This is a genomic window from Candidatus Phyllobacterium onerii, assembly GCF_028331445.1.
Classification (GTDB): Bacteria; Pseudomonadota; Alphaproteobacteria; order Rhizobiales; family Rhizobiaceae; genus Phyllobacterium; species Phyllobacterium onerii.
Window position 1 is genome coordinate 85585 of sequence record NZ_JAQMHX010000010.1, and the last position, 12161, is coordinate 97745.

Here is a 12161-nt window from a genome sequence, read left to right on the forward strand (position 1 = left end):
AGACCTCCGACATCTGGCCAAGCCGAATCCGCAAAAACCCTTGCGCGACACAGGACGCGCTGACATCACTGGAGAAGCCAAATGACGACTTTACTCCACATCAACGCGAGCGCCCGCACCAGCCGATCGCTAACCCGGCACTTGTCGCAGGCCTTCGTTGACACTTGGCTCTTGTTTCGGCCAAGCGACGAAGTCATCGATCGTGACGTTGGACGCTTTCCACCCCCTCCCATTTCGGAAAATTGGATTAGCGCAGCATTCACCAAGCCAGAAATGCGCACGCCAGAACAAAATCAGATTCTTGCGCTATCAGATGCCCTTGTGAGTGAACTGACAAGGGCGGACATAATCGTCTTTGCAACGCCGATGTACAACTACGGGATGCCATCGGCCTTGAAAGCTTGGGTCGATCAGGTAATTCGTATCGATAAGACTTTCACCTTTGATCTCGCGCGTGGTGATTTTCCGCTAGAACCGATCCTCACTGGAAAGACGCTGGTGCTGCTCTCGGCGAGTGGCGAATTCGGTTTCGAGCCAGGCGGCATTCGGGAGCACATGAACCATCTCGACTCCCATATCCGGGCAATTAAGCATTATCTCGGAGCAGTCGAACTGCACCATGTTGCTATTGAATATCAAGAGTTTGGCGGCGAACTCCATACCGACTCGATTAAAACAGCCCACAAGGCAGCAACACTCCTTGCCAGAAAGCTGGCCGAAGCCGCCAGGTCGTTCCAGAGGCGCTCCGGGTGAGAGCAGCCGATCGTGTGAACGGGTGAGTTGGTTTGATTCCGCACCACGCAGGTAATAGGCTGTTTCATCCGCCGTCTTAAGCCGGCGGATGACATGAACTGATCAATACCCTCATGCTGCCTGAGCTGGCTCATCGATCGGATGCTGGGATCGGAAACCCACACAGAGGCGGTTCCAGATATTGATGACTCCAATTGCGACGGTGAGCTTGGTCATCTCTTCTTCGCTGAAGTGCGCCTTTAGAGCTTGAAATGCATCGTCGGGCGCGCCGGTTTGGGCGAGGTTGGTCACCGCGTCGACCCAGGCAAGCAGAGCGCGTTCCTTATCGTCATAAATCGGCGATTCCTGCCATGCGGATATCAGGTTGATCCACTGTTGCGGCAGCCCGCCGCTGAGAGCTTCCTTACTGTGCATATCGACGCAATAGGAGCAGCCGTTGATAATGGACGCGCGAAGCTTGATGAGATGGATATGGCGCTTTTCAATACCCGAATTCCGGACATAGTTCTCAAGTGCGGCCACAGCCTGGTAGGCGTCGGGAGCGGCTGTATAGAAATTTAATCTCTGTCGCATGTTCAGCCCTTTCTATTTCCATGGAGGGTCAGGTGGGTTTACGTTCGTTGATCTCGAGGAAGGCGCAACTGCGGGCGGCGATTGCGCCGCTCGTGTCGGCCTCCTGGAGGCCATTAATAATCGCGGCGATCGAAACGCGCGCGAGTTCGGCGCGGTAGGCGCGCTCAGCCTTCAGCATCGCTACCGCGATGCCGCAGGGTTTCGTGGGATTTCCCGGTAACGGGTTGGGGCCGCGTTGGCGAATTTCATTGCAGCGAAAGGCAGTTTCGCGGCCCTCGACGGCAAGCACGATGTCCAGAAGCGAAATATCTGCTGTTGACTTTCCAAGGCGATACCCGCCCTTCGGACCAGGCATGGTTTCGACGATGCCGGCACTCGAGAGAGCCTGGAGATGCTTAAGCAAATAGCTGGGCGACACACCGTGGAATTGAGCGAGAGCTGCGGCCGAAAGCATGCCCCTTGGCGTCAAATGCGCCAACATCGTCACGCTGTGGATTGCCTGTTCCACTCCGTCACTGAGTTTCATCGACATCGCTCCTTAGTCGTAGATATTTATTATCCATGATTGGAAATAAGTCAACTTTAGCACTCGCGGGCCGTCGTGCCCTGCCTCCGGCGACTCGACCTGCTTGAATGGGATTGACGACCACTTGTGCTCCTCGAAACGGTTGCTACGGGCCACCGCATCAATCCGAAAGAACCGTAAAATGGTGCATGCCGGGTCAGTTCCCAGTGGAAATCAACAGTTCGCGCTAGCTGTGCTTTCAGTTTACGTCATTCAGGACAAAGTGGCCGCAACACTTCCTGCGTGGCGCTGATATCAGCGATTATTTCTTCACGCACCCGGGCAAAATCCTTGCTTTCAAGCGCTTCGACAATAGCGATATGTCTCCCGGAGGGCTCGGATTCGCCAGCGCGGATCAACGGAGCAACATGCGTGGACAGCATCCGCATATAGGGTCCAAACCGCAGCCATAATGTTTCGATGAGCTGGATCAGAACATCCGATCCCGACGCGCGATAAATGGTGAAGTGGAACTGCTGGTTCTTGGTAATCAGCGTGTAGATATTCTTGTCACGCCCAATTTCCTTCTGTTCCGAGACTATCCCCTTGAGGATTTCGAGGTCCTTCGGCGTCAGTCGCGGCGCTCCCAGCTCTGTCGCCAGCGCTTCGACCACAATCCGGGCTCGGCAAAGATCGTCCAGCCTCGCTGCCGTGACCACGGGCACGCGCGCTGAACCGTTTGAGGCGATCTCAAGCGCATTTTCCGCTGCAAGCCGGCGTAATGCTTCGCGCACGGGCATATTGCTGGTCCCGAATGTTTCGGCGAGACCTGCGATCGTCAAGCTTTGGGCCGGATTGAACTGACCGTTCATCAAGGCCTGGCGCAGCTGTTGATAAACGCCATCCTGAATCGTCGTGCGCGAAGAGACGGGTCCAAAACTCATATCCACCGAGGCATTTTCCTTTTTTGTATCGCTTGCGATCATCTGCCGGCCCTGAGAAAAGCGGAATTCGACTTTCGATGTTAAGTCCAAATAGCCCGAAATTCCTCGAGATTACAATCTCACCTGACGCATAGCTGCAGCTAGACAAATATCCGCACTTTGCTCAATTGACGCATTATAGCATTTGTGATCAAATGATCACAAATATATTCTGAGGCATCGTATGTCGGGCTATTACCTCTACCATTCCATAGGCACTTTTCCCGGAAAGGCCGTGGCTATGAGCGCGGCATTGACTGGTTTTTCTGAAATATGGTCTGCAGAGGATGATGGTCAGTGGCCTGCCGCGATGGCGGCGCGAAAACGCTTCATTGATCTCTGGAGCACGTTGATCGATGCGCCTGCGGGATCATTGACGACAGCCCAAAATGTCACCACCGCGCTTTACAGTCTGGTCGGCAGCCTGCCAGAAGCGAGCCTTGCCGGACGCCGCGTTCTCGTCGCGGCGGACTGCTTTCCAAGTCTGCATTTCATGCTCGCCAAGATCGCGCCCCGCTTCAGCTTCGTGCTTGACACAGTCCCCATGAGGCCCGGTGAGAGATGGGTGCGCGAGGAAGACATGATCGCGCGCTGGCAGGACGATGTCGGCGTCGCGCTGCTGACGTTTGTCACCTCGACTGCCTCACATCGTTCCGATATGGCCAGGCTTGTCGAGCATGGCCATCGTATGGGAACCATCGTTGGTGCCGACATTACTCAGGGCGTAGGCGTCGCGCCGTTCTCGGTTGAACACTCCAACGTGGATTTCGTTGTTTCGACATCGCTGAAATGGCTTTGCGGCACGTCCGGCGCCGGCATTCTTCAGCTGAGGCCGGATCTTCTTTCCAGATGTGAACCGGAACTGCGCGGCTGGTTCAGCCAGGAGAACCCTTTCTCGTGGGATCTCGATCGCTTTGCCTACGCACCCGACGCACGTCGTTTCGATCACGGAACGCCCGCTATTCTTGCTTCCGTCGCCTCCTTGCCAGGCCTCGAATGGGTGATCAGCACCGGCGTAGATGCCATTCGTGCACAAAATTTTGCCTTGACCAGCCGTATCATTGAACGATCGCTGGAAAATGGCTGGGTGCTCGGTTCCCCCTTGGATGAACACGAACGCGGCGGCAGCGTCATGCTTTCGCTACCCGAAAATCTCGATGCCGCGACCGTCGTTTCGGCACTGCGCGAGCAGAAACTCTACTGCGACGCGCGCGGATCGACATTGCGTCTTTCGCCGGGCAGCGTGACGAGCCTTGACGACGTCGATGCACTTTGCGACGCGCTCAAGCAAATGATGGAGTAACTGGCAGGTGCATCTCCTGAGAGGAAGCATGAGATGCGAATATCAAAAATGCCACCGTGAGTGGCTAAAACAGAGGGAAACAGAATGCTGAAACGTTTGAGTTTAATGGGAATTCTGGTCACGTCGGGCCTACTTTTCGCCGCACCGGTCTTTGGCGCCGATACCCTCGTCATCGGGACGTATCCGGCCAATCCCCCTTGGGAATATAAGACTGCCTCGGGCGATTTCGAAGGCTTCGAAGTCGATGTCGTGCGCGAAGTCGCCAAGCGCCTCAAACTGACCCCGGATTTCCAGGACATGGGCTTTCAGGCCTTGTTTGCGGCAACAAGTTCCGGGCGTATCGACTTCGCCATTTCGTCGATCTCGATCACCAATGACCGCCTGAAGAACCAGTCCTTCACCCAGCCCTATTATGACAGCGATGGCACGGTTGTCGGCAAGACTGACTCGTCCATCAAATCGCTGGAAGAGCTCAAGGGCAAGACCATCGGCGTGATCGCCGGTTCGACAGGCGATGCATGGGCCAAGGCAAATTCTGAAAAGCTCGGTGTTGCCGAAGTGAAGAGCTATGCCGCCCAGCAAGATCTGCTGATGGAAGTGCAGAACGGCCGTATCGATGGCGGTGCGGGCGAGTTGGCGGGCTTCCAATATGCCATGACCAAGATGCCTGGTCTCAAGCTTCTGGTTCGCATCCCGACCGGCGAGCGCTTCGCTCTGATGGCCAAGAAGGACAGTCCGCTGGTTGAAAAAGTCAGCGAAACCATTGCTGCAATGAAGACCGATGGCACGATGGCGGCGATCCACAAGAAGTGGTTCAATGTCGATCCGGAGCCGGGCACCAGCACGGTCAAGGTTCTGCCGCTGCCGAAGGCCGAATAAACTCGAACATCGGGGCCGGTGTTTCGCACCGGCCAACCCGGCCCGTCTGAGGGCTGTTGAGCAGTTTACCCGCAGGTAAGTTTATGGAATTGATCCACACTTTCTTCAACTGGGAAATTCTGGTCGAATCCTTTCCGATCCTGCTACGCGGGCTTGGCAACACGATCATGCTCGGCTGCGCAGCCATATTCTTCGGCTGCATTGGCGGGTTGACCCTGTGCTTGATGAGGCTTTATGCGCCAAGCTGGCTGAGATACCTGGCGATCTTCTACATTGACATTTTTCGCGCCTTACCGATTCTTGTCGTTTTGATCCTGATCTATTACGCGCTGCCCCTGGCAGGCATTCGCTTTACCTCGTTTACCTCCGCCACGATCGCGCTGTCGATGGTGCTTGCGGCATTCACTGCCGAAGTGTGCCGCGCCGGTATCGAAAATATTTCCAAGGGCCAGTTCGAAGCGGCATCGGCTCTTGGCCTTTCCTTTTGGATCACCATGCGCAAGGTCATTCTTCCGCAGGCCTTGAAGGTGGTCATTCCGCCGCTCACCAGCAATTGCGTGTCAATCTACAAGGACACGTCGCTCGCCTCGGTTGTTGCAATGCCGGACCTGCTGAAACAGGCAACCGACGCGCAGGCATTGATGGCCAACCCGACGCCGTTGATCGGTGCAGCCATCATTTATCTGGCGTTCCTCTGGCCGCTCGTTCGACTTGTCAGTTATCTCGAGGAGCGTGGCAAGCAGCAGCATTCGAGATGAACAAATTTCCACGGTCCATACAAGCATAGGCGCCCAGCGCGCCATTCATTCCAGGGAGCAGTCATGAACCAGCACCACACGACCCAAGCCAATTCGAACGAAGCCGCGTTTCCGGTCGAGACCATTCGCCCGATGTTTCCGGCGTTGCAGAAGGCTGGCGATTTCGTCTTTTTCGACAATGCCGCCGGTGCGCAGATTCCGCAGAGCGTGCTCGACGCGGTGACGAACCATTTGGTCAATTTCAACGTTCAGCGCGGCGCGCGCTACGGTCGCGGCGTCCAGATGGACAAGGTCATTGCCGATGCCCGCGACAGCGTGGCATTGCTCATCAACGCCCGCGATCCGCAGGAAATCTGCTTCGGCATGAATGCGACCTCGTTCATCCGTCTCGTCAGCCTCGGCATCGGCCAGATGCTGCAGGAGCGCGACGAGATCATCATCACCGACATGGATCACGACGCCAATATCGCGACATGGCTGGCGCTCGAATCGGCCGGTGCAAAATTCGTCTGGTGGCGCATGCGCGACGACGGCAATCTGCATGTCGACGATCTGCGGCCGCTGGTAAACGACAAGACACGTCTTGTTGCCTGCACGGTCACTGCACATTCCATCGGCTCGATTGTGGATGTCACCTCCGTCGCCAAAATCGCCCATGATGCCGGTGCCGAGGTGTTCCTCGACTGCGTGCATTACGGTCCGCACGGTCTGATCGACGTTCAGGCCTGGGATTGCGATTATCTTGTCTGCTCCGGCTACAAGAACTTCTCGCCGCATATGGGCTTCCTGTGGGGCCGCTTCGAGACATTGGAACGCCTGCCGACCTTCCGCGAAGACTTCATTCCCAACATACCGCCACACAAGGTCGAGGCTGGCACGTTCATCTACGAAAACGTCTCGGGCATGGACGCTGCGGTCAAGTATCTGGAATCGATCGGCCGCAATTTCGCTGCGGCCAACAACCGGCCCCGCCGCGAGAATATCGTTGCGGGCATGGGCAAGATCCGCGCCTATGAGCTGCAGCTCGCCACCGAAATGCTGCGTGTTCTCAAGGATTGTGGCGCGACGGTCTATGGTATCGACGATGTCGAGCGGATCAATCAGCGCGTTCCGACCTTCTGCTTCAATGTCGGCAAATTGTCGCCGCAGCTTGTCACGGAAGAGATGGCTGAGATGCAGATCGGTATCCGCGACGGCCACATGTATGCGCCGCGCCTGATGAAACGGCTCAACCTCAGCATGGATAGCGGCGCGGTTCGCCTTTCGCTGGTGCATTATAACACGATTGCGGAAATTCACCGCTTCGAAGAGGCGCTGAAGACGATCATCGCGCGACACGCGTAACGACAGCCAAATGCAATCCGCGCTGTTTCGAATGTGCGGATTGCATGCAAATGCCTGCATTGTGCAGTAGATTGGAATCAAGGGAACGCCGCTCTCAAGGGCGCGAAAAGGAAGAGAAGGTTACCGATGCAAACCAATGAAGTTCTTGGCCAGTTGGCTGAATTGCTCCTGTCCGGTGGTGTCGAGGTGGTGGATCTTGCCGCCGTGCTCGGTCCCGATACCCCCTTGCTGAAGTTGCCGCCGGAACTTGCCGTCGACACGCCGAAAATCGAAATCCATGAGATTTCCGCTTATGACAAGAACGGTCCGTGGTGGGCATGGAACTGGCTGAAGGTCGGCGAGCATTCCGGGACACATTTCGATGCGCCTAAACATTGGATCACCGGCAAGGACTATCCGGATGGCGCGACCGATACCATCCCCGCGAAGAATTTCGTTGCGCCGGTCAATGTCATCGATTGCTCGAAGGAGGCAGCCAAGGATCATGACTTCCTCCTGACCGTCGAACACATCAAGGCATGGGAAGCTGAGCATGGCGCTATTCACCCCGGCGAATGGGTCGTGATGCGCACCGATTGGTACAGGCGCAACGGCTCCGAGGCGGAATTTCTCAATGCCGATAATACCGGACCACACACCCCCGGGCCCACAGCCGAGGCGATTGAATACATCATTTCCACCGGCGCTATCGGCTGGGGCAGCGAGACCATTGGCACCGATGCCGGTCAGGCTGGTGGCATGACACCGCCATTCCCGGCGCACAGCCTGATGCATAAGTCCAATCGTTATGGTCTTGCCAGCCTGTGCAATCTGGACCGGCTACCGCCCAAGGGGGCAATCCTGATCGCCGCTCCGTTGAAGATCCAGAACGGTACGGGCAGCCCGACGCGGGTTCTGGCGCTTATTCCAAAAGCCTGAGCGCGGCCCAGTGCCTATGCGATACAGAAATGAGGAGACTTTCACATGGCTGAACGGTCATTCGCAAAGGAAGTCGAAAAGCTGAGACTGGGTGCCGGGGAAGAATTCTCCGGCGAAGGTATCTTGGCCATCACCAAGGCGCTGCTGCAATGCGGCGTCGGTTATGTTGGTGGTTATCAGGGTGCTCCCATCAGCCACCTCATGGATGTGCTTGCCGATGCTCAGGATATTCTCGGCGAACTCGGCGTGCATTACGAGGCAAGCGCCTCCGAAGCGACGGCGACGGCAATGCTCGCCGCCTCAGTGCATTATCCCATTCGCGGCGCGGCGACATTCAAATCCACGGTTGGCACCAACGTCGCCTCCGATGCGCTTGCCAACCTGGCATCGGGCGGCGTTACCGGCGGCGCGCTGATCATCGTCGGTGAGGATTACGGTGAAGGCTCATCCATTATGCAGGAGCGCAGCCATGCCTTTGCGATGAAGAGTCAGGTCTGGCTGCTCGATCCGCGTCCGAACCTGCCCTCCATTGTCAAATCGGTCGAAGACAGCTTCGAGCTTTCGGAAGCTTCGAACACGCCGGTCATGCTGCTCGTGCGTATCCGCTGCTGCCATGTCCATGGCCAGTTTATCGCCAAGGACAACAAGCGCCCGGCAATGACCGTCGCCGAGGCACTGGATTCGCCCCGGCGCGATACGAAACGCATCGTCCTGCCGCCGGCCTCTTTTCTGCACGAGAAGGAAAAGATCGAAAAGCGCTGGCCCGCCGCGGTCGATTTCATCCGCTCGCGCAAAATCAACGAGTTCTTCGGCCCTGAGATCGCTGAGGTTGGTATTGTCCTGCAGGGCGGGATGTACAATGGCGTCATCCGCGCGTTGCAGCGCATAGGCCTTGCCGATCTTTACGGCGAGACCCAGGTGCCACTCTATGTGCTCAATGCGGTTTATCCGTTGGTGGAAGACGAATTTCTTGGCTTTTGCCAAGGCAAAGACGCGGTGCTCGTCGTTGAGGAAGGCCAGCCGAACTATATCGAGCAGGCGATGGCGTCGATGCTGCATAAGGCGGATTACACAACGCGTATCATCGGCAAGGAAGTCATGCCGATGGCTGGTGAATACACTGGCCAGGTCATGTTCGACGGGGTCAGCACCTTCCTGCGTGAGCGCGCACCGCGCCTGCTTCCAGCTCAGATACGTGCGCCCAACACCACCGATATGAGCCAAGATGTTTCCGATCTTACGGCACTCGTTCCCGGGCGACCGCCCGGGTTCTGCACCGGCTGCCCGGAGCGGCCGATCTTCGCCGCCACCAAACTGATCGAGCAGGAACTGGGGCACCACCACATTGCGTCCGACATCGGCTGCCATCTGTTTTCGATCATGCCGCCCTTTGAGCTCGGCGCAACGACCATGGGTTACGGCCTCGGTCCGGCATCGGCTTCCGCGTTCAATTCTCCTGACGCCAAGCGCCGGTCGATCTCCTTCGTCGGCGATGGCGGCTTCTGGCACAATGGCCTGACCTCTTCCATCGGCAACGCGGTATTCAACCGCAATGACGGCGTGATCGTCATCGTCGACAATTTCTATTCGGCCGCCACCGGCGGGCAGGACATTCTGTCGTCACGCGCCACCAATCGCTCGAAATCGACCAAGCATCCTATCACTGAAGCGGTCAAAGGCATGGGAGTCAAATGGGTTCGCCATATCGAGCGAACCTATGACGTCAATAAAATGCGCGACACGCTGCGCGAGGCGCTGACCACGCCGGAGACAGGCCCGAAGGTCATTGTCGCTTCGTCGGAATGCATGCTGAACCGGCAGCGCCGCGAGAAGCCGCTGATCGACAAGGCGATCAAGGGCGGTGAACGCATGGTCAAGCCGAAGTTCGGCGTCGATGAGGATATTTGCACTGGCGATCATGCCTGTATGCGCTTGTCGGGCTGTCCGTCACTTTCGGTCAAGACGCTCGACGATCCGCTGCGTGACGATCCCGTTGCCCATATCGACCAGAGCTGCGTCGGCTGCGGCAATTGTGGCGAAGTTGCCGATGCTGCCGTGCTTTGCCCGTCCTTCTACCGTGCCGATGTCGTGCACAATCCTGGGACATGGGACCGTTTTGCCGACAACATACGGCGCAAGCTCATCGGCATGATGCAGAACTGGCGCGAGCGCCGCCGCCTGGAATTCGTGGACGCATAACATGGCAGATCAGGCGCCTTCCACAGTTCCCGAAGCGGACAGGATCATCAAGCTTGCGGTACTGGCCGTTGGCGGGCAGGGCGGCGGTGTTCTCACCGACTGGATCACTGCCGTTGCCGAGGTCAATGGTTACCGCGCGCAATCGACATCGGTTGCAGGCGTGGCACAGCGCACCGGCGCGACGATCTATTACGTCGAGCTATGCCGCGATAATGGCCGCCAGCCGGTGTTCGCCTTGTCCCCGGCGCAGGGTGATGTCGATATCCTGATCGCATCCGAACTCATGGAAGCCGGACGCGCCATCATTCGTGGCTTCGTCACGCCCAACCGCACGACACTGATCGCGTCCTCGCACCGTATCGCCGCCATCTCGGAGAAGATCGAGCCCGGCGATGGGCGTGCCCCTTCCGATCAGGTTATGGCCGCGGCCAAGGGTTCGGCGAAGCGCTTCATAAGTTTCGACATGGAGCAGATGGCGCTCGATGCCGGGTCGATGATTTCAGCCAGCCTGCTCGGCGCGCTGGCGGGTTCCGGCGCGCTGCCTTTTCCCCGCGAGACCTATGAAGAAATCATCAGGGGCTCAGGTCGGGGCGCGACTGCCAGTCTGAAGGCCTTCGCGGCGGCTCATGATCGCGCCAAAGATGTGGAGGCAGCCCCCGATGCATTCCCACCTCAACCCATCCCTTCAACGCCGAACGTAAAGGGCCCGCAGCAGCTCCTGTCGCAGTGGCAGTCGCTCAACGCCCGCGTCAATGCCTATCCCGAGCTCGTGCGCGATATGGCCCTGCGCGGTCTGTGCAAGGTCACCGATTACCAGGACGTCGCCTACGGCACCGAATATCTCGACCGACTCGATCAGGCGGTGAAGCTGGACAGCCCCGGCTACGCGCTGTCGCTGAGCGCGGCGAAACATCTCGCCAATGCCATGTGTTATGACGACATGATCCGGGTTTCCGATCTCAAGACCCGTTCGAAGCGCGACACGCGCGTACGGTCCGAAGTTGGCGTCAAGGATGGAACCGTCCTGCGACTGACCGAGTATTTTCATCCCCGCATCGAGGAATTCTGCGGCACGCTCCCGACTGGACTTGGCCGCTACATCGAAAGCCGCCCGAAAGTTTCGGCTTGGCTTGACAGGCGCATCAATCGTGGACGCCGCATCCGCACCGACAGCATGTCGGGTTTTGCCATGCTGTGGTTCATCGGCGGTCTGCGCCGCTGGCGCCGCTCGCTGCTGCGGCATCAGGTGGAAACCGCGCATCTGCAGCACTGGTACAAACTGGCGCTCGATCACGTTTCGCAGGATTATGCGCTTGCAGTTGAAATCCTCAACTGCCGCCGCCTGATCAAGGGCTACAGCGATACGCATGTCCGCGCCTTCTCCAAGTTTGACCGTGTGCTCTCGGGCCTCGATCTGGTCAAAGGCCGACCCGATGCCGCCGATTGGATTCGCCGCCTGCGCGAAGCTGCCCTGAAAGATGAAGAAGGCACCATGCTCGATGGTGCCCTGAAGACCATCGCCTCACTGAACTAACCTGGGATCACTGCCGTGGCTTCGATCTCCACCAGAGCGCGATCTTCCAGCAACGCCACAACCTGCACTAGCGTCATTGCCGGATAGTGGCGGCCGAACACCCGGCGATAGGCTTCGCCCAACCTTCGCTGTTGGGTGACATAGGCCTTCTTGTCGGTAATGTACCAGGTCAGCCGCACGATATTGGCGGGCGAGGCGCCCGCGCTTGCCAGCACATCGGCGATATTGCGCATGGTCTGTTCCGCCTGTTCGACGAAGTCATCCGTTTCGAACTGCTGATCCTTGGTCCAGCCGATCTGCCCGCCGACAAACAGCGTTTTGCCTTCGCCGATGACGCCGTTCGAATAACCTTTTGCCGGCGGCCATCCCTGCGGATGAACAATCTCTACCATACTGATTTCCTGCCTTCGTG

At 57.8% G+C, this 12161-nt stretch carries 12 protein-coding genes; 8 read left to right on the forward strand and 4 right to left on the reverse strand.

Translation table 11 applies throughout. The annotated features are described in order from the left end of the window. The first annotated feature begins 81 nt into the window (after nucleotides 1–81). The gene (locus PHA01_RS21410) at nucleotides 82–753 is read left to right on the forward strand and encodes an FMN-dependent NADH-azoreductase (protein WP_271898376.1); all 672 of its coding nucleotides are present in this window, start codon (nucleotides 82–84) and stop codon (nucleotides 751–753) included. A gap of 111 nt (nucleotides 754–864) precedes the next feature. Here the strand turns inward: PHA01_RS21410 and PHA01_RS21415 are convergent, their stop codons facing one another. The 3 genes from PHA01_RS21415 to PHA01_RS21425 form a co-directional block, all read right to left on the reverse strand. Next, nucleotides 865–1326, reverse strand: coding sequence for a carboxymuconolactone decarboxylase family protein (locus PHA01_RS21415; RefSeq protein ID WP_271898377.1), 462 nt, complete (start codon nucleotides 1324–1326; stop codon nucleotides 865–867). A gap of 28 nt (nucleotides 1327–1354) precedes the next feature. Continuing rightward, nucleotides 1355–1852, reverse strand: coding sequence for an RrF2 family transcriptional regulator (locus PHA01_RS21420; RefSeq protein ID WP_271898378.1), 498 nt, complete (start codon nucleotides 1850–1852; stop codon nucleotides 1355–1357). Nucleotides 1853–2100: 248 nt separating this feature from the next. Next, nucleotides 2101–2817, reverse strand: coding sequence for a GntR family transcriptional regulator (locus PHA01_RS21425; RefSeq protein WP_271898379.1), 717 nt, complete (start codon nucleotides 2815–2817; stop codon nucleotides 2101–2103). 181 nt (nucleotides 2818–2998) lie between these two features. Here PHA01_RS21425 and PHA01_RS21430 point away from each other — a divergent pair, with 181 nt between their 5' ends. The 7 genes from PHA01_RS21430 to PHA01_RS21460 all read left to right on the forward strand — a co-directional run bounded on the left by PHA01_RS21430 (nucleotide 2999) and on the right by PHA01_RS21460 (nucleotide 11749). Then, entirely contained in the window at nucleotides 2999–4117 is a 1119-nt protein-coding gene (locus tag PHA01_RS21430; protein WP_271898380.1) for an aminotransferase class V-fold PLP-dependent enzyme, read from the forward strand. A gap of 84 nt (nucleotides 4118–4201) precedes the next feature. Further along, nucleotides 4202–4996, forward strand: coding sequence for an ABC transporter substrate-binding protein (locus PHA01_RS21435; RefSeq protein ID WP_271898381.1), 795 nt, complete (start codon nucleotides 4202–4204; stop codon nucleotides 4994–4996). A gap of 83 nt (nucleotides 4997–5079) precedes the next feature. Then, the gene (locus PHA01_RS21440; protein ID WP_271898382.1) at nucleotides 5080–5754 is read left to right on the forward strand and encodes an amino acid ABC transporter permease; all 675 of its coding nucleotides are present in this window, start codon (nucleotides 5080–5082) and stop codon (nucleotides 5752–5754) included. A 63-nt stretch (nucleotides 5755–5817) separates the two neighbouring features. Further along, nucleotides 5818–7098: a cysteine desulfurase-like protein gene (locus tag PHA01_RS21445; RefSeq protein ID WP_271898383.1), complete on the forward strand. Its 1281-nt coding sequence runs from the start codon at nucleotides 5818–5820 to the stop codon at nucleotides 7096–7098. A gap of 126 nt (nucleotides 7099–7224) precedes the next feature. Next, nucleotides 7225–8016, forward strand: a complete 792-nt coding sequence (locus PHA01_RS21450; protein WP_271898384.1) for a cyclase family protein — start codon at nucleotides 7225–7227, stop codon at nucleotides 8014–8016. A gap of 45 nt (nucleotides 8017–8061) precedes the next feature. Then, the gene (locus tag PHA01_RS21455) at nucleotides 8062–10215 is read left to right on the forward strand and encodes an indolepyruvate ferredoxin oxidoreductase subunit alpha (RefSeq protein WP_271898385.1); all 2154 of its coding nucleotides are present in this window, start codon (nucleotides 8062–8064) and stop codon (nucleotides 10213–10215) included. A gap of 1 nt (nucleotide 10216) precedes the next feature. Beyond that, nucleotides 10217–11749, forward strand: a complete 1533-nt coding sequence (locus PHA01_RS21460; RefSeq protein ID WP_271898386.1) for an indolepyruvate oxidoreductase subunit beta family protein — start codon at nucleotides 10217–10219, stop codon at nucleotides 11747–11749. On the opposite strand, the gene PHA01_RS21465 is transcribed toward PHA01_RS21460, so the two are convergent. Continuing rightward, on the reverse strand, nucleotides 11746–12141 hold the full coding sequence (locus PHA01_RS21465; RefSeq protein ID WP_271898387.1) for a RidA family protein: 396 nt from the start codon (nucleotides 12139–12141) through the stop codon (nucleotides 11746–11748). The two genes, PHA01_RS21460 and PHA01_RS21465, sit on opposite strands and share 4 nt — an antisense overlap. Nucleotides 12142–12161 lie beyond the last annotated feature (20 nt).

Excerpts from the sequence above, each read along its gene's own strand:
- PHA01_RS21455 (WP_271898385.1), top strand. The coding sequence starts at position 8,062 with ATGGCTGAACGGTCATTCGCAAAGGAAGTCGAAAAGCTGAGACTGGGT.
- PHA01_RS21435 (WP_271898381.1), top strand. The coding sequence starts at position 4,202 with ATGCTGAAACGTTTGAGTTTAATGGGAATTCTGGTCACGTCGGGCCTA.
- PHA01_RS21430 (WP_271898380.1), top strand. The coding sequence starts at position 2,999 with ATGTCGGGCTATTACCTCTACCATTCCATAGGCACTTTTCCCGGAAAG.
- PHA01_RS21465 (WP_271898387.1), bottom strand. The coding sequence starts at position 12,141 with ATGGTAGAGATTGTTCATCCGCAGGGATGGCCGCCGGCAAAAGGTTAT.
- PHA01_RS21450 (WP_271898384.1), top strand. The coding sequence starts at position 7,225 with ATGCAAACCAATGAAGTTCTTGGCCAGTTGGCTGAATTGCTCCTGTCC.
- PHA01_RS21415 (WP_271898377.1), bottom strand. The coding sequence starts at position 1,326 with ATGCGACAGAGATTAAATTTCTATACAGCCGCTCCCGACGCCTACCAG.
- PHA01_RS21420 (WP_271898378.1), bottom strand. The coding sequence starts at position 1,852 with ATGAAACTCAGTGACGGAGTGGAACAGGCAATCCACAGCGTGACGATG.
- PHA01_RS21425 (WP_271898379.1), bottom strand. The coding sequence starts at position 2,817 with ATGATCGCAAGCGATACAAAAAAGGAAAATGCCTCGGTGGATATGAGT.
- PHA01_RS21460 (WP_271898386.1), top strand. The coding sequence starts at position 10,217 with ATGGCAGATCAGGCGCCTTCCACAGTTCCCGAAGCGGACAGGATCATC.
- PHA01_RS21410 (WP_271898376.1), top strand. The coding sequence starts at position 82 with ATGACGACTTTACTCCACATCAACGCGAGCGCCCGCACCAGCCGATCG.
- PHA01_RS21440 (WP_271898382.1), top strand. The coding sequence starts at position 5,080 with ATGGAATTGATCCACACTTTCTTCAACTGGGAAATTCTGGTCGAATCC.
- PHA01_RS21445 (WP_271898383.1), top strand. The coding sequence starts at position 5,818 with ATGAACCAGCACCACACGACCCAAGCCAATTCGAACGAAGCCGCGTTT.